This window comes from Curvibacter sp. GW821-FHT09D12 (assembly GCF_059416245.1).
This window is the reverse complement of sequence record NZ_JBWKOU010000001.1, coordinates 490,073-507,037: the sequence shown is the minus strand read 5'-3', so window position 1 is coordinate 507,037 and position 16,965 is coordinate 490,073. Positions and strand designations below refer to the sequence as shown.

The 16,965-nt window shown below is 67.3% G+C and carries 14 protein-coding genes; 2 read left to right on the top strand and 12 right to left on the bottom strand.

Features of this window, described 5'->3' with window-relative positions; all coding sequences use genetic code 11:
• Window positions 1–34: 34 nt before the first annotated feature.
• The 10 genes from AC07PT_RS02355 to AC07PT_RS02310 form a co-directional block, all read right to left on the bottom strand.
• Window positions 35–1,396, bottom strand: a complete 1,362-nt coding sequence (locus AC07PT_RS02355; protein WP_494655644.1) for an FAD-binding oxidoreductase — start codon at window positions 1,394–1,396, stop codon at window positions 35–37.
• A gap of 49 nt (window positions 1,397–1,445) precedes the next feature.
• Window positions 1,446–2,273 carry an ABC transporter permease gene (locus AC07PT_RS02350; protein WP_494655643.1) on the bottom strand — a complete coding sequence of 276 codons (828 nt, stop codon included), beginning with the start codon at window positions 2,271–2,273 and terminating at the stop codon, window positions 1,446–1,448.
• On the bottom strand, window positions 2,270–3,118 hold the full coding sequence (locus tag AC07PT_RS02345) for an ABC transporter ATP-binding protein (protein ID WP_492345599.1): 849 nt from the start codon (window positions 3,116–3,118) through the stop codon (window positions 2,270–2,272). Before AC07PT_RS02345 ends, AC07PT_RS02350 begins: the two co-directional genes overlap by 4 nt.
• A gap of 73 nt (window positions 3,119–3,191) precedes the next feature.
• A complete protein-coding gene (locus AC07PT_RS02340) occupies window positions 3,192–4,202 on the bottom strand; it encodes an ABC transporter substrate-binding protein (protein WP_494655642.1) in 1,011 nt (336 codons plus the stop codon).
• Window positions 4,203–4,266: 64 nt separating this feature from the next.
• The gene (locus AC07PT_RS02335; protein ID WP_494655641.1) at window positions 4,267–5,115 is read right to left on the bottom strand and encodes a creatininase family protein; all 849 of its coding nucleotides are present in this window, start codon (window positions 5,113–5,115) and stop codon (window positions 4,267–4,269) included.
• 28 nt (window positions 5,116–5,143) lie between these two features.
• Entirely contained in the window at window positions 5,144–5,602 is a 459-nt protein-coding gene (locus AC07PT_RS02330; protein WP_494655640.1) for a RidA family protein, read from the bottom strand.
• Entirely contained in the window at window positions 5,599–6,897 is a 1,299-nt protein-coding gene (locus AC07PT_RS02325) for an amidohydrolase family protein (RefSeq protein WP_492345598.1), read from the bottom strand. Before AC07PT_RS02325 ends, AC07PT_RS02330 begins: the two co-directional genes overlap by 4 nt.
• 29 nt (window positions 6,898–6,926) lie before the next feature.
• Window positions 6,927–7,514, bottom strand: a complete 588-nt coding sequence (locus AC07PT_RS02320; RefSeq protein ID WP_492345316.1) for an NAD(P)H-dependent oxidoreductase — start codon at window positions 7,512–7,514, stop codon at window positions 6,927–6,929.
• A gap of 145 nt (window positions 7,515–7,659) precedes the next feature.
• Window positions 7,660–8,355: a TetR/AcrR family transcriptional regulator gene (locus AC07PT_RS02315; protein ID WP_492345315.1), complete on the bottom strand. Its 696-nt coding sequence runs from the start codon at window positions 8,353–8,355 to the stop codon at window positions 7,660–7,662.
• A gap of 10 nt (window positions 8,356–8,365) precedes the next feature.
• Entirely contained in the window at window positions 8,366–8,908 is a 543-nt protein-coding gene (locus AC07PT_RS02310) for a nucleoside deaminase (RefSeq protein WP_494655639.1), read from the bottom strand.
• 209 nt (window positions 8,909–9,117) lie between these two features.
• Here AC07PT_RS02310 and AC07PT_RS02305 point away from each other — a divergent pair, with 209 nt between their 5' ends.
• Complete coding sequence (locus tag AC07PT_RS02305) at window positions 9,118–11,286, top strand: NAD(P)-binding protein (protein ID WP_494655638.1); 2,169 nt, start codon at window positions 9,118–9,120, stop codon at window positions 11,284–11,286.
• On the opposite strand, the gene AC07PT_RS02300 is transcribed toward AC07PT_RS02305, so the two are convergent.
• Together AC07PT_RS02300 and AC07PT_RS02295 are read right to left on the bottom strand one after the other, a co-directional pair.
• Entirely contained in the window at window positions 11,264–14,512 is a 3,249-nt protein-coding gene (locus tag AC07PT_RS02300; RefSeq protein WP_494655637.1) for an AAA family ATPase, read from the bottom strand. The two genes, AC07PT_RS02305 and AC07PT_RS02300, sit on opposite strands and share 23 nt — an antisense overlap.
• Before the next feature lie 160 nt (window positions 14,513–14,672).
• Complete coding sequence (locus AC07PT_RS02295; RefSeq protein ID WP_494655636.1) at window positions 14,673–16,118, bottom strand: oxygenase MpaB family protein; 1,446 nt, start codon at window positions 16,116–16,118, stop codon at window positions 14,673–14,675.
• A 220-nt stretch (window positions 16,119–16,338) separates the two neighbouring features.
• Here AC07PT_RS02295 and AC07PT_RS02290 point away from each other — a divergent pair, with 220 nt between their 5' ends.
• Window positions 16,339–16,947: a gamma-glutamylcyclotransferase gene (locus tag AC07PT_RS02290; RefSeq protein ID WP_494655635.1), complete on the top strand. Its 609-nt coding sequence runs from the start codon at window positions 16,339–16,341 to the stop codon at window positions 16,945–16,947.
• The last annotated feature ends 18 nt before the right edge of the window (window positions 16,948–16,965 follow it).

Here is a 16,965-nt window from a genome sequence, read left to right as displayed (position 1 = left end):
CCCGACCTTGCCCTGCGATTTCAAGCCTCCAGGCTTACGGCGTCGCCGGCGCCCAGCTGCGCAGCTTGCCTGGGTTGAGCAGTCCTTGCGGGTCGAAGCGGTGCTTCATCTCCAGCACCCCCTCGGCCAGCTTGCCAGCCTGCTTGCCGTCCTCCACCACAAAGACGTGCGGGTTGTTGATGAACACGCCATGGTCGCGGTAGATCTGCATGATGGCGTTGAGGCGTTCCTCGGTGCTGTAGCGGATGATCTGCAGCCCGCTGCAGGTGAAGACGCCCTCCTTGGTGCGCAAGAACTCCAGGTGGGTCATCACCTCGCCGGCCAGGGCCTGCTCCAGGGCCAGCACCTGAGCCAGGTGGCGACCCGGGTCGAAGCCGCTCTGGATGTAGGTGAGCCCCTTGTCCACCTTGAGCGCGTGCAGGGTGCTGTGGTTCCAGGTGTACTCAAGCAGCGTGCGGTGGCTGTCGGCCACTTCCTCGGCGGTCTTGCGGTAGCTGATGCGCCCGCCATGGCGCGCCAGCAGGGCTTGCATGCCGGCCTCGGCCGCCGGGGCCAGGATCAGCAGCACGGCGTGGCTGCCGGCCGGCAGGTGCTCGGCCAGGTTGACGAAGTAGTCCGGGATCGGTGCGCCCAGAAAGCACACCTCCTTCTTGAGCAGCCCGGGTGCCGCCCCGAATTCACTGGCAAAGCGCAGCCCGCCCTCGAAATCATCAAACACCGCGATGCATTCCAGCCAGGGCGTGGCCGGGGCCAGGGCCACCTCCAGCTCCAGCACGATGCCGTTGGTGCCATAGGTGTGGTGCAGCAACATGGCGTCTTCGCCACGCAGCTCGGTGATCTGCGGCTCGGGCTCGACCGACATCACCCGCACCCCCAGCACATTGCCGCTGGCGGCGAGTGGGCCCCAGGTGATGGAGCCGGCCCCGCCAAAGCCGCCGCCGAACAGGCCGCCCAGGGTGGCACTGCGGTAAGTGGAAGGCAGCCAGCGCAGCTCCCAGCCCAAGGGCTGGCTGCGCTGGTCGAAATCGGCCAGGCGGATGCCGGCCTGGGCCCGGCCCACACCGTCGCGGCACCACATGAAGCCGTTGTAGGCGCTCAGGTCCAGCACCACGCCGCCCGACAGCGGTGTGCTCTGGCCGTAGTTGCCAGTGCCGCTGCCGCGCACCGTGACGGGCACGCCCTGGCGCGCGCACAGCGACACCACCTGGCGTATCTCGTCCTCGGTGCGCGGGCGCACCACGACCTCGCCCACCTTGCCGCCCAGCTCGCGCTTGAGCACAGGGCTGAACCAGGCAAAGTCCTGCGACAGGCGGGCCACCCGTGAGGGGTCGGTGATCCAATCGATCTGGGGCAGTTGGTCGGGCAGTTCGGCAGCGCTCAGGCTGGAGGCGGTCATGGTCAGGTCTCCGGAAAGCGGGGGATGGACGTCAGGGACAGGAAAAGGGTCACTCGTGGGCGGTTTCACTGGCGTGCCAGCCGCTGAGGGCCCGCCGGCTCAGCCAGGCCATCAGCGCAAACAGCGCCACGCCGGTCAACGAAATCAACAGCAGCGCCGCAAACATGCGCGGGATGTTGAGCTGGAAGCCTGCCTGCAGGATCTGGTAGGCCAGCCCGGCGCCGCTGCCGCCGGTGCCGGCCACGAACTCAGCCACCACCGCGCCGATCAGGGCCAGGCCGCTGGAGATGCGCAGGCCACCGAAGAAATACGGCAAGGCACTGGGGATGCGCAGGCGCACCAGCGACTGCCAGCGCGTGGCATGGTTGAGCCGGAAGTAGTTCTGCAGATCGGGCTCGACGCTGCGCAGGCCCAGCGTGGTGTTGCTGATGATCGGAAACAGCGCCACCAGGGCGGCGCAGATCACCATCGACAGCGTGGCATCGCGCACCCAGATGATGATCAGCGGGGCCACTGCCACGATGGGGGTCACCTGCAGCAGCACCGCGTAGGGAAACAAGGCGGTCTCGATCAGGCGGCTCTGCACGAACAGGAAGGAGATCAACACGCCCACCACCACGGCCAGGACGAAGGCGAACAGCGTGATCTTGAGGGTGACCCACAAGGCCAGGCCCAGGGTGGCCCAATCCTTGATCAGGGTCTGCAGCATCAGGCCCGGCGAGGGCACCAGGTAGGGCGGCAGCTCCAGCCCGCTGACCAGGCCCTGCCAAAGGGCCAGCAGGACCAGGCCCACCAGCAGTGGGTACACCACGCGCTGCACCTCGGGGCGGTGCAGCCAGGCCACAGGGGCCTTGGGGGCGGGGACGATCGAGCTCATGGCTGGGTCTCCTCGGCGCTGGCGCGCAACAGACTGTCCTGCAACTGACGGGCGTATTGGCTGAACTGCGGTGAGACCATGAAGTCGGCCGCCCGCGGGTGCGGCTCGTCGATGAAAAACTGCTCTACCACCCGGCCGGGGCGGGCCGCCATCATGACGACGCGGCTCGACAGGAACACCGCCTCGTGGATCGAATGGGTGACGAAGATCACAGTGAGCTTCTTCTTGCGCCACAGCTCCAGCAGGTCGGCGTCGAGCTTGTGGCGGGTGATCTCGTCGAGCGCGCCGAAAGGCTCATCCATCAACAGCAGATCGGGCTCGGTGACCAGCCCGCGGGCAATTGACACCCGCATCTGCATGCCGCCCGACAGGGCCCGGGGCAAGGCCCGGTCGAACTGGGACAACCCCACCAGGGCCAGCACCTCGCTCACGCGGGCCTCGGCCTCGGCGCGGGGCACACCGGCCAGGTCCAGGGGCAGGCGCACGTTGCTGCGCACCGTGGCCCAGGGCATCAGCGTGGGCGACTGGAACACAAAGGCCATGCGGCGCCCGGTCTGGGTCAGCTCGGCCACGGGCTTGCGCCACAACAGCAGGCGCCCGTCGCTGGGCTCCAGCAGGCCGGCCACCATCTTCAGCAAAGTGCTCTTGCCGCAGCCCGAGGGCCCCAACAGGGTCACGAATTCGCCCTCGCGCAGGCTCAGATCCACCGGCAACAGGGCCCGGGTCCCGTTGGGGTAGATTTTCTCGGCCGACAGAATGTCAACGGCGGGCACCTCGGGCACGGGGGCCGGATCGACGACGGGGGGCCGAGGCGCGGACGGCAGGCGACTGGGGTCGGGTTTCATGGCGGGGCTTTCGGGGTCGAAGCGGCCTGTGAGCAGTCGCAGGCCGTGGTCAGCACGGGTCAAGGCAGCAGGATCAAGGCAGGACCTTCACGTCCTTGACGAACTCGGTGCTGTAGGCCTCGTTCATCTTGACCTTGGCCGGGTCGATCAACTGGGTGCTGACCAGAAAGTCGTAGCTGGCCTTGATGCGCGTGTCGGTCATCACCCCGATGCCCAGCTTGGCTGCATCGCCGCCCCCCACCATGCCGGTTTCCTTGAGCTTGCTGACGCTGTAGGCCAATTGCTCATCGGTCATCTGCGGGTTGTCCTTCTTGATCAGGGCGTTGCCAGGCGCCGGATCGGCCAGGTAGCTCTTCCAGCCCTCAATGGAGGCCTTCACAAAGGCAGCCACGGCTTTTTTGCGGGTCTGGGTGGTCTTGTCCATGCACGAGATGGTGGTGGCATAGGCCGGGAAGCCGTGGTCGCTGAACATCAGGGTGTTGGCCTTGACACCGGCCTTCTGGATGGCGAAAGGCTCGCTGGTCAGGTAGCCCTGCTGGGCCGTGTTCTTGTCGGCCACAAAGGGCTGGATGTTGAAGGTGTAGGGGCGGGTCTGGGCATCGGTGAAACCGTACTTGGCCTTGAGCCAGGGCCAGAAGCCCTTCTGGGCCGAGCCCGCGATCAGGATGGTCTTGCCCTTGAGGTCTTCGAACTTCTTCACGTCCTCATGCGCGATCAGCACCTGCGGGTCTTTCTGGAACAGGGCGGCCACGTTGACCACGGGCACGCCGCCTTCGCGGATCTGCACCATCTGCAGGTCGCTGGAGCCCATCACGCAGTCGGCCTGACCGGCGGCCATGATCTGCACCACATTGACCTGGGGGCCGCCCATCTTGATGCTCACATCGAGGCCGGCCTTCTTGTACAGGCCGGTGGCCAGGGCCTGGTAGAAGCCGCCATGCTCGGCCTGGGCATACCAGTTGGTCATGTACACAAAGGGCTCGTCGGCCCGCGCGACACCGGTGCCCAGGGCAAGGGCCAGGCTGGCCAGGGCCAGCGGGCGCAGGGGGCGGCGAAGAGTGGACGGCACGGCAGAGAAGGTCATGGCATAGCTCCAGTGGGGGTTGAGACAGGGGGTGAAAAGACAGTGGCGATGCAGGGCTAGGGCCTCAGGCCTCGATGTGTCCGCTGTGGTGGGCCCGGCCCCAGGTGGCCTCGGCACGCGGCGCCCAGTTCAGTTCGTGCAGTTCGGTGATCGCCTGGGCCCAGCTCTCGGCCAGTGAGTCGAGGATGGCCTGGCCCTGCTCGGCCGTGGCCGGCAAGGGGTCACCGATGACCCCGCTGGGGCCGAAGTCGCGTGCGCTCCAGGCGCAGGCGGGTCGGCCATCGGGCGACAGCAGGCGCGAGGGAAACTCGGGCGGGTAGTTGCTCACGGCCAGCGACATGTCCACGGTGTCGGGGGCCAGGGCCAGCATGAGTGCGGTTTCGGCATGGCCGGCATGCATGGCCAACTTCTTCTCGCGCTCCGACAGGTAGCGTCCCGCCACATGGGGCACGCGCCAGGTGAAGCTGGGCACCACGATGAAGTCGCCGTGGCGCAGGCGCAGCTCGCGAGCCGCCATCTCCATCACCTGGGGCTGGCCGCCGTGGCCATTGACGATCAGGAGCTTGCGAAAGCCGGCCCGGTACACCGATTCGCCCACCTCGTTCATGGTGGCCAGCAGGGTCTCGCCACTCAAGGTCATGGTGCCGGGAAAGTGCAGGTGCTCTTCGCTCTTGCCGTAGGTGATGGGGGCCATGGCGTAGGCTGGCACCGAGGGGCTCAGGCGGGCCAGTGCGTGGCCCACCACGCCGGCGGCAATCACCGAATCCACGGCACACGGCAGGTGCGGCCCGTGCTGCTCGGTGGCGCCGGTGGGCAACACGATGACCGTGTTGGCCGGGTCGGGCAGGTCGGCGATCTGGCGCCAGCTCAGGTAAGGCAGGTAGCGTTGGGGCGGGTTGTAGCCGTGCAGCATGGGCAGTCCTTGGGTTCGACGCTTCGGTTCAGCGAAGTGGCAGGTAGGCCGTGGCCTCGACCTCGATCACGATGTCGGGGCTGGGCAACATGCCGCTGACCTCGACCACGGTGGAGGCCGGCGGCTCGCCCGGGAAAAACAGCCGGCGCACGCGGCTGTAGCGCGGAAAGTCGTCCAGGCACTTGAAGTACTGGACCAGCTTGAACACATCGCTCATCTGGCCGCCCGCAGCCTCGACGGTCAGGCGGATGCGGTCGAGCACAAACCAACTCTGGGCCAGGATAGGGCCGTCCTTGTAATCGCTGGAGAACTCACCGGTGCGGCCGATGAGTTCGGCCGCCTCGTCCGGGATGTCGGCAAAGCCGCGCACGATCTTCTGTTCTGCCGGCTCGACCGCAATCACCCCCGACAGGAAGATGAAATCACCGGCACGGCGCCAGGCGGCATAGCGGGCCAGGGGTTGGGCGATGGTGGCTTGCGGGCTCATGGTGCGACCTCTTGCAGTGGGTGGGGCGCAGCCAGGCGCCGGCCTTCGCGCAGCACCACCCGCCGGGCTGTGCGCGAGGGAAAGCCCCAGGCGTTGGCCTCGGGAAAGATCAGCAGGTCAGCCGGGCTGCCCACGCCCCAGGGGCGGGCTGAGCCGGCGCGCGCCAGCCAGTCGCGGCGGCACAAGGTGTCGGTCCAGTCGTCGAAGGCCTGGGACGCCTGGGCCCATTGGCCCATGGCCACGCCGGTGGCAAAGGCCTCCAGCGGGTCGAAGCTGCCCAGCGGACAGAACGGGTCTTGCACGTTGTCGCTGGCCAGCAGCAGCGGGATGCCGCGCGCCCTCGCCTCTTTCACCAGCGTCAGCCCGCGCTGGCGCGGCGTGCGCCCGGTGACGGCGTCCTGCAGCAACAGATTGGTGATGGGCAGGGTGACCAGGGTCAGGCCGGCGCGGGCCACCGCGTCGAGGATGGGCAGCGCCCGCTCCTCGGGCATGGCGGCCAGGGCACAGGTGTGGCCGCACACCACCCGGCCTTGCAGGCCCAGGGCCGGCACCAGCTCGGCGACGTGGGCCAGCCCCTGAGCCTCGGCGTGCAATTCTTCGTCCACATGCAGGTCCACATCCAGATCGTGCTGGCGGGCCGCCATCAGCAGGTGGCGCAGGGCCTGCGGGTTCCAGTTGGTGCTGTGCACAAACCCTCCGAGGCAGGCCCCGGGCCCAGAGGCCGCCACCCGGGCCGCCAGCGAGAGCGCGGTGTCGAGTTCGGCAAACAGGTGCAGCGGGATCAGGCTGACGCGGTCAAGCTGCAGCCGGCCGCGCCAGTCTTCGGCCAGTTCGCGCAACACGGGCCAGGCCACGGGCGTGACCTCGGGCTCCCACCAGTCGCAGTGGGTGCGCAGGTGCACCACCCCGGCGGCATGGGCCCATTGCAGGCCCTGGCTGGCGCGCTGGCGCACGTCCTCGACGCTCCAGTGGGCGCGGTCGGCCATCATGGCCTCGATGGCGCCCAACAGACCGGGCTGGACTTGCCCCATGCGCGACAGGGTGAAGGCCTTGTCGAGGTGGGTGTGGGCATCCACCAGCCCCGGCAACACGGGCGCGCCGCCCAGGGCCCAGGCGCCTGGGGGCAAAGGCCCACTGCCTTGGGGGCGAACAGCGCTGATGCGCCCGCCCTCCAGCAGCACATCGGCCAGCGCGGGCAGGCCCTGGCTGCGCGGCCAGTCGGCCGGCAACGCCCAGGCCGGCAGGCGCGCTCCGCCCAGGGCCGGCAGTGCATCGCCCTGGCCCACAGCGGCCATCGGGACGGATGGATTCAGATCGGAGAGATTCATGCGAAGCGCCTCATGGCCTGGCCGACACGGGCCTTGAAGGCCTCCAGCGTCTTCGGGGTGGCCACATTCATGTGGTAGTGGGCGTGGTAGCTGACCTTGGCCCCACCTCCAGTGAGCAGGCGCAGGTAGCGAGAGATCACCTTGCGCGGCGGGTCGCCCATCAGCAGCGCCGTCCAGCGCGGGCGGCCATAGGTGACCACGGCCGAGATGTGCCGGATGTGGGTGAGCGAGGGCTTGACGTTCTGCGGGTCGCTGATGTCGAACGCCACGCCGGGCATGAGCACCCGGTCAAAAAAGCCCTTGAGGATGGCCGGCAAGCCGAAGCACCAGGTCGGAAAGCAGAACACCAGGGCCTCGGCCCACATCAGGCGGTCTACATAGCGTTGCACCGGGCGTTGGTTGTGCGGCACCTCGTGGTAGCCCAGCCGCTCTTCGCGCGACATCACCGGATTGAACTCTTCCGCGTACAGATCGCAGTCATCGACCTCATGGCCCGCCTGCCGCAGGCTTTCCAGCACCTGGCGGTGCAGCGCCGCATTGAAGCTGGTCTCCACCGGGTGGGCATAAATCACCAGAATCCGCATCGACTTCTCCCCTTTCGTGGCGAAGGCATCAACCCCAGCAAGACCCCATCGGCTGAAAGTTGACCGTTTGATTTGATCAATCGGTCAAATCACTTGCAAAGCCTGTGCCAGGCTGGATTCGAGGTGGCAGCGGGCATGACCCGGGTCAAGCAGGCCCGGATGCCCCAGGGCGATGCACCGCTGCGTCATCCGCGGGCAGTCCGCAGCCCAGCAGCACGAAATTGGTGAGTTCATGCACGATGGGCTCGCGTTCGATCGGTGCATCGGGCGCCAGCCCGAGCATCACCCGCACCTGCACGCCGTAGTCGGCGTAATGCTGGGTCATGCCCCAGATCTGCATCAGCAGCACGCGTGGGTTGAGGGGGCGGATCAGCCCCCGGGACATCCAGCGTTCGATGACGGCCACCTTGTCGTCAGTGGACTGGCGTGCTACCGGCCAGTAGCGCCCCAGCTTGCGTCCGCCGGCCAGCACCTCGCTGGTGAAGATGCGCGACAGGCCGGGGTTGTCCAGCGCGTAGTCCAGCTTGCGGCGCACGTACTCCCGCAGCACCTCGCGCGGCTCGTCGGCATTGCCGTCAAACACGAAGGCGTTGCTCCAGCCGGCCAGCACCGAGCCCAGCAGCTCTTCGTACAACTCGTCTTTGCCCCGGATGTAGTAGTGCAACTGGGGCTTGGTCAGGCCGGCCCGCTCGGCAATCGCCTGGGTCGACGCGCCCTTGAAGCCGTGCAGGCTGAACTCGGCAATCGCCGCCTCGCGGATCAGGGCCAACGTGCGCTCACGGCCCAGCCGCTGTCGGGTCTGAGGGCCGGTGTCGTCCAGGGCCTTGGGCTGGGCGTTCATGCGAGGCCCGTCAAGCCTTCCAGGCGCCGACGTGCGAGCGGCTGGCTTCGTCGATCAGCGCTGGGCCGATGCATTCGATGGCATAGGGCGAGGCCTCGAACACATCGCGGCATGACAACTCGGCATCGCGCTGGTCCAGGCGTTCGCCCCGGAAGGCACGCAGACGCCAGGCGTCAATGCCGTACACCACGCGCCGGATGTTGGACCAATAGATGGCCCCGGCACACATCACGCAGGGCTCGCCCGAGGAATACAGGGTGGCCTGGGCCAGTACCTCGCGGGTGTAACGCGGGCTGACCGCGCGCACCAGGCTGGTTTCGGCATGCCCGGTGCAGTCGCCTGTTTCGGTGGTATTGCACCAGGCTTCGCCCATGACCTCGCCTTCAGGCGACACCAGCACCGCACCAAAAGGCCGGTTGCCGCGCGAGCGCCCCAGGTCGGCCAGACCAATGGCCTGACGCAGGTAGCGGCCGTCGCGCTCATCCAGGGGCACTTCAGTGGGCAAGAGGTCAGCGGCAGCAGCAGGGGCTGTCAGAGGGGAATCAGAGGTCATCAGGTGGAGGCCCAGGGGACAGAGGAACACAGAAGGCACGGGCCCGGACGGCCCGCTGCCCTGCCCCGGATCATGCATTTCCCATGCCATGCGGCAGGGCCTGCAGAGGCTGGCCCTGCCTCAAAAAACGACTTGACCCCATACAGAACGTCCCCGGATACTCGCCGCTGATCGGAAAAATGATCATTATTAACAATTAAGAACGCTCCATGAACAAAGCGCAGAACGCTTCAGGCAAGCAGAAGATCGCGATTCTGGGAGGTGGCGTCGGCGCCATGACCAGCGCCTTCCAGATCACCAGCGAACCGGGCTGGCAGGACCGTTACGAGGTCACGGTGTACCAGATGGGTTGGCGGCTGGGCGGCAAGGGGGCCAGCGGGCGACGCGCCCCGCATTGGCGCATCGAGGAACACGGGCTGCACATCTGGCTGGGCTTCTACCACAACGCGTTTCGCATGATGCAGCAGGCGTTGACCGAGCTGAACCCCGACGCCGAACCCGTGGCTGTGGGCCACACCCCGCCGCGCATCGCCAAGGGCGTGTTCCTGCGGTGCGAGGATGCTTTCGAGCCGCACAGCTATGTGGGGGCTTACGAAGCCTTCGACGGCGACCCCACGCCCTGGATGATGCAGATGCCCACCAACGGCCAACGGCCCTGGCAAGGTGGTGCCCTGCCCTCACTGTGGTCCTACCTGTCCGAATTGGTGCAGTTGCTGCTGGGGCAGGCCGGCCAGTCGGTGCATGCGCGGGTGTACCGCAACGAGCACCCGATCCATCACCATGGCCTGATCGGCTGGATCAAGGAGCAGGCCGAGGAGCTGGCCCTGACAGTGGAAGAGGTGGCCGTCAGCGCTGGCTTGGGTGCCCTGGTGCTGCTGCAGCAATTGCTGGCCCGCCTGGCCAAAGACCCCAAGGCACACCAGGCGCGCGAGCGCGAACTGATCGAAAGCCTGCTCGGGCACCTGCAGACCTGGGTGGCCCATGAGTACGAACGACTGGACCCGGACGACCTGGCCGCCCTGCGCCATCTGCTGATGGTCGATCTGGTGGTGTCGGTGTTGCGGGGCCTGCTGATCGACCAGGTGCTGGAAGGCCGGCCGCTGGGCGAGCTGGACGAGGAGATCCGGGTCTGGCTGCGGCGCCACGGGGCCATGCCCGCCACCCTGGACACCCGTGTCAACCCCTTGCTGCGACTGTTCTACGACTTTGTGTTCGCCTTCGACCAAGGGGACAGTCAGGACACCGAACGCAGCGCCAACTACGCCACGGCCCCCACGGTGCGCACCCTGTTCCGCATGTGCTGCACCTACAACGGTGCGATCTTCTGGAAGATGCGTGCCGGCATGGGTGACACCATCTTCACCCCGCTGTACAAGGCCCTGGCCCAGCGCGGGGTGCAGTTCCGCTTTTTCCACAAAGTTCAGCGCCTGAGCCTGTCGGAGGACGGCCGCGCCATCGAACGCATCGGCATGGCCCGCCAGGTCGACACCCCCAGCCCTTACCAACCGCTGGTGAACGTGAAAGGCCTGGACTGCTGGCCGGCCGAGCCCGACTACAGCCAACTGAGCCAGGGCGAGGCCTTGCGCCAGGCCGCGACCGAACAGGGCCTGGACCTGGAGTCGCTGTGGTTCCGCTGGGACAACGCAGCCGAGTTCGAGCTGCAACGCGGGCGTGACTTTGACACCGTGGTGTTCGGCATCTCACTGGGCAGCGTGCCCCTGCTGTGCGACGAGCTGTGCCGGGCCGAGCCGCGTTGGCAGACCATGGTCGACCGGGTCAAGACCGTGTGCACCCAGGGCGTGCAGTTCTGGCTTCGCCCCCCTCTGGCCGAACTGGGCTGGACCGCCCCGCCGCCGATCGTCGACTCCTTCATCGAGCCGCTGGACAGCTGGGCCGACATGAGCCACCTGCTGCCCATGGAGATCTGGCCCGAAGGTCAGGCCCCGCGCAACGTCGCCTACTTCTGCGGCGCACTGGATGAGCCCCCACTGGACCCGCAAGACGCGGCCACACCCCACCGGGCACTGGACAAGGTCAAGGCCGCCACCGAGGTGCTGACCCGCGAGCACGTGCGCCTGCTGTGGCCCCAGGCCGTGAACGGTGCGGGCGCCCTGCCCGCCGACGCCGTGGTCGAGGTCTACCAGCGTGCCAACGTCGATCCCTCGGAGCGCTACGTGATGTCGGTGGCGGGCAGCGCCTCGGCGCGCATCAAGGCCAATGAAACCGGCTTTGACAACCTGGTGATCACGGGCGACTGGATCGACAACGGCTTCAACGCCGGCTGCGTGGAGGCGGCCGCCATGGCCGGGCTGCAGGCTGGCAACGCCGTGCTGGGCCGCCCGCTGTACGAAGGGGTTACAGGGCAGGATCTGTGCTGAGCGGGCAGGTGCTGGCCGCCAGGGCCGCGCGCGCCTCGCGCACGACCCAGGTATCCTGACCTTCGGTCACCTGGGCCAGCAGCTCGGGCAACCAGGGCGCCGGCGGGCCCCCGGCCTGCGCGGCCCGCCACAACTGCGTGGCGATGCGCAGCCCCCAGGGCAGCTGGTGCAGGCGCAGCGCCAGCTCCAGGCCGGCACGCAGATGGCCCAAGCCCAGTTCGGGCTCTTGAGGGTGGCGGCGCCATTCGATCTCGCCCCGAACGCGCAGGATCTCGATGCGGCAGAAGAAATCCTCGTTGGCCTCGCAGGCCTTGAGCGCCGACTCGATCTCATCGGAGGCATCCTGGTACTGGCCATTCAGCATCAGGGCCTCGGCCAGCTTGCATCGCCACTGCGGCTGGATGACGCCGACGCCAATCGAGCCCTGGAAGGCCAGCGCTGCGCGCAGGGCCTCGATGCCCTCGGTCAGGCGGCCGCTCATGGCCAGGGCCCAGCCTCGGCTGGCGGTGGTGGTGGCCAGCCAGAACACATGGCCGACCTCGCGGCAATAGGCGATGTGCTGGTCGATCTCCTGCAAAAGGCGTTCAGGCTCATGAACCATCACGTTGTAGGCGCTGCGGAAGGCCAGGGTCCAGGCCTGGCTGAAGGGATGGTTCAGCGCACTCGACCAGCGCCCGGCTCGCTCGATGGCTGCCTGGGCCTGATCGGTGAGGCCCAGCGCCCACAAGGCATAGGACCGGTAGCATTCGGCGGCCACGCGCGGGTCGGAGCCATAGATGCGACAGGTCTCGGCATCGCGCACGGGGTCGTAGACCTCGACCGCGCGCAAAAAGGTTTCGTTGGCACCCCGGAAATCGCCGGTCCACAGCAGGGACACCCCCACCGAGAAAGTGGCCTGGGCCAGCATGGTGGGGGCCCCGGCACGTTGCACAAAGGCCAGGTTCTGCTCCGCCAGTTGCACCAGGCCGGCCTGCTGCCCCTTGACCTGCCGATACCCCCAGACGCCATTCAGGGCCACGAAGATCTCAGGCCGATCCGGCATGACCTGGCACAGGGCTTCGACCCGGGCATACAAGGTTTCCAGCTCGGGTGCGGTGAAGCCCCGCGTGACCTTGATGGCTGGGGCCAGCGTGCTCAACAGGCTGAGTTCGAGCTGAGCCCCCTCTTCTGGCGTGAGATGGCCCACCAGCGCCAGACCGGCGCGCAGGTGCAGCACCGCCTCGTGGTTGGCCGAGCGGGCCAGGGCCATCTGCCCGGCGCGCAACCACAGTTGCACGGCTTTGGACCATTGATGGGCTTCGCTGTGGTGATGGGCCAGCAGCTCGGGCTGGCGCTGCATCAGGCCGGGGTCGCGCCGCAGCAGCTCGCCCGCCAGCAGTCCATGCAGCATGAGCCGGTCGCGCCGCAGCATCGAGTCGTAGGCGGCGGCCTGAACCAGCGCGTGTTTGAACTCGAAATCCTGGTCGCTGCCCTCCAGGGCGAACACCAGGCCTGCCGCCAGCAGCTCCTGCAACCCTTGCTGGACCAGCGCCTCGTCGGCACCGCACAGCGCGGCCAGCAGACTGCGCCGGAAGCGCCGGCCGATCACCGAGGCGCGGCGCGCCACAGCGCGGCCGGCATCGAGCCGGTCCAGACGCGCGGCCAGCGAGTCACGCAGGTTGTCCGGGATCAGCGCCACCGGCAGGGCCACACGCAACTCGAAGCCGCCCGGGGTCTCTTGCAGCACATCGGACTCCAGCACGGTGCGGGTGAACTCCTCGATGAACAGAGGCACGCCATCGGTGTTTTCGATGATCCGGGCTACCACCACGGCGGGCAGGCGTTTGCCGCCCATGCAGTGCAGCAGCAGGGCTTCGGCCGCCTCGCTGGGCAAGCGGTCCAGCACCAGGTGTCGGGTGCTCGGCGTCGGGGCCCAGCGGGCACTGTCGCCAGCGCGCTGGGTCAGCACCAGCAGCAGGCGCTGCGAGGCCATCTGCTCGGCCAGGGATCCGACGAGCGCCAGGGTGGAAGGGTCGGCCCAGTGCAGGTCCTCGATTGCCAGCATCATGGGATGCTGCCGCACCACCAGACTCAACCAGCGCAGCACGGCGGCTTCGGTGCGCTTCTTGGCCAATGCGGGCGCCAGGTTCAAGGCAACGGCTGGGCCGTCGGGAGACGCCCGGAGCAGCCGGGCCAGCAACAGAACGTCTTGCTCATGCTCGGCCATGCCGGGGGGCAGGCAGGCCTGCAGCTTGCGGTAGCGCTCGTGGGCGTCGTCCTGGGGCTGGAACTGGGCCAGGCGCTCCATGCCTTCAATCACTGGAAACCATTCGCTGGCCGCGTGGTACGGCGAGCAGCGCAACACCAGCGACAGGGCGCCGTCGCCCCGGGCCTTCTGCCTCAACTGGGCCAGCAGGTGCGACTTGCCAATCCCGGGCTCGCCCTCGATGAGAACCATCCGCGGCTGGCCAAGCAGTGCCTGTTGCCAGTCCTGCAAGAGCTGACCCAACTCGCCGTCACGCCCGATCTGACGCCGTGCCGGGCCGGGCCCGCCCACCGTGCCGGACTCGCCAAGCCGGCACAGGCGCCAGGCCTCCACCGGATGGGCCACCCCGCGCAAGTGGAGCTCGCCCAGCGCCTGCCAGGGCAAGGCATCGCGGATGGCCTGATGGGTGCTGCCCGACACCACCACTTCATTGCCTTGGGCCACGGCCTGCAGGCGGGCTGCGATGTTGGGGGTTTCGCCGATGGCCAGGCGCTCATGCCGGGCCCCTGCCCCGACCTGCCCGACCACCACCATGCCGGTGTGAATGCCGATGCGCACCTGCAGATCCAGCGTGGTGATGTGGCGCAGGCGGGCACTCAGGCGGGGCAGCGCGGAGATGATGCCCTCGGCCGCGCGCAAGGCGCGTGTCGGTGAATCCTCGTGCGCCCGCGGATAGCCAAAGTACACCAGCAGACCATCGCCCAGGTACTGGGCGATGTAACCGTCGTACTGGCGGATGATGTCGGCCGCAATCGCCTGGTAGGCCTGGATGATTTCGCGCAGGTCTTCCGCGTCGACCACCCCAGACAGGGCCGTCGAGTCGACCAGGTCACAGAACAACACGGTCAGGTGGCGCTTCTCGGCCGAGTCTTTCAGCGCTCCGTCAGACTGACCTTGCAGTTGAAAACTCAGTCGGGCACCGCACGAGGCACAGAACCGATGGGTCGCAGCCGCCGGCGTGCCGCAGGTTGAACAGCGCATGCGCTGATCCTGTCCACAGCCAGCGCACTGCGGATCTCCATCGGCCAACACGCCGTGACAGGCAATGCACAACATCTAACGAACTCCTGGTGGACGCGACACGGGCCGTCTCAAGCACATGGCGACAGCCAAAAAACAGACGGCCGGGCCAACAAGACCTTCATGGTTGGGTGGTACCGGACGCGCTGGCCAATCGGGGGCCATGAACCCACCGTTCGATCGCATTGAGCCAACGCGGGGCTTTGGGGTCGACCGACCAGGTGTTCAGGGTGGCATGGACCTCGCCCAGCAACTCGGTGGGCAACACCAGAGGCCGTGTCTGACTGAGCAGAAAAGCCCACACATACTGCTGCCCAATCAGACGGGTGAAGAAGCGCGCCAGCGAAAACCCGGGCACGAACACGCGCACAAGGGCATCCAGCCCCCGCGTGAGCGCCATGCCCAAATTGAAGATCAACACGCTCAAACCACCCGCCGGGGTGCTCACGCCGATCTCGCTCGCCACCTCCTGACCGCACAGATGTTGGATCATCAAAGGGCCCACCGGCTTGAGCAGGCGCAAGGGAACCACACTTTCGAGGTTGGCCACCAGTGCTTGACCCAGCAGGGGGCGCACGTCTGGCAAGGGGCGGCCCGCCCGCGCCCGTTGCTGGATCAGGGCGAACAACTCGGCCGCGCTGTCGTAGCGGCTGGCCAGCATGGCATCGCTCACGCCCAGCAGACGCGCGGCCCGGTTCCAGCAATGCAGGTAGGCGGTCTCCTGCTCGGGCAAGAGCCCGAGCCCCAGGCGACGCAGGCTGCGCAGAAAGACGTAGCTGAAGGTCAGCAAGGTGTAGCCCAGCTCCTCCTGGTTGCAGGGCATGCCGTGCTGTTGAAGATCCCAGCCATGGGACAACAGGCTGGCCTGCAGACCCTGCACTGGCGTGGCCGACGACAGGGGTGGCACCATGCCTTGGGGGGTACCAGCGGCCCTGCGCACCGAGGCGAGCACCGCTTGAGGTTCCCCGCGCAGGATCAGGTGGCGGATGGTGGCGTGGATCAGACGCACCTTGAGGATCTGCCCCACCCCGCGCCCGCTGGCCGAGGTCAGCCCCCCCGGCAACATGACCGGAAAGATCATGGCGGCGGTGGCGCGGATGCGGTGGTCGGTGTGCTGCTCCAGCTGGCCCGCCACATGCAGGACGTCCGACAAATCGGGCACCACATAGCATTCGGGCAGGCTTGCACAGAATTGAATCAGACAGGACAACACGCCCAGTTCGGCAAAGACCTGCTCGGCCTGGTTGACCAGGGGGTCCGGCGCCCAGTCATAGTCCTGCAGGGCCTGCCGCACATAGTCGACCAGCACGTCGGCCAGATCGGGATAGGCCGGGGGCGGCAGCGGTCGCCAATCGGCCAGGCCACCATTGACCGGCATCTGTTGCAGCAGGCGCGTGGCCGCATTCAGGCGCTCCAGAGGCACCTGATTGAGCTGCTGCAACTGCTCCAGAGTCGGCCCGGCCGGGGGGGACACCCAATCGTGCATCAGCCGGGCCACCGTGGCGTCCGCCAGTGGATCGCCCGCGTACCGCAGGGCATCCAGCGCTTCATTGCTCCAAGACTCCATGAGATCCTTTTTGAGATCAGTGCTCGAAAATATCATATTGAATCGAACAATCTGGTTAATTGCTGTCGCCAACGATGAATTCAACGCTTTTCGCGCTTTCAAATCGATGGGAATGTCGGCAGGCTCGTTCCAAAAACCACACACCGGCTGACCAGCCGGCCGAGCGGGCGCAAAATACCACCTTCATTCCGACCCCAGTGCCCTGGATTTCGAAGCAGCCATGAGTGAATTCACCCCGGCAGGCATGACCGCCTTGCGCGACCCTGGTCCCATGCTGGAGCACACCCGACGCCAATGGGGCGGGCAACACGATTTGTGGGTTTTTGCCTACGGATCGCTGATCTGGCGCCCCGAATTTGCGTTTGACGAGCAGCGGCCGGCGCGTGTGCACGGCTGGCACCGCGCCCTCAAGATGTGGAGCCGCATCAATCGGGGTACACCAGAGTGCCCGGGCCTGGTGTTCGGCATGCTGTCGGGCGGTAGCTGCCAGGGTGCGGTGTTCCGCATTCCACGCCACGAGGCCGAGTCGGCCCTGGTGCGGCTGTGGCACCGCGAAATGATGACCGGCGTCTACGACCCGCGCTGGCTGCGCTGCCAAACCCCGACGGGCACCGTGTCGGCGCTGGCCTTCACGTTGTCGCGACGCAGCCCCAGCCACACCGGGAACCTCAGCGAGGCCGATTACCGGCGCATCTTCAGCCAGTCCTGCGGCAAATTCGGCACCACCCTGGATTACGTGCGCCAGACGCACGAGGGGCTGCTGAAGCTGGGCATCCATGACCGCAGCCTGGCCCGCCTGCTGCGCCTGGCCCCCCACAGCACCGAATAGGGGCCTGTCGACAGGCCC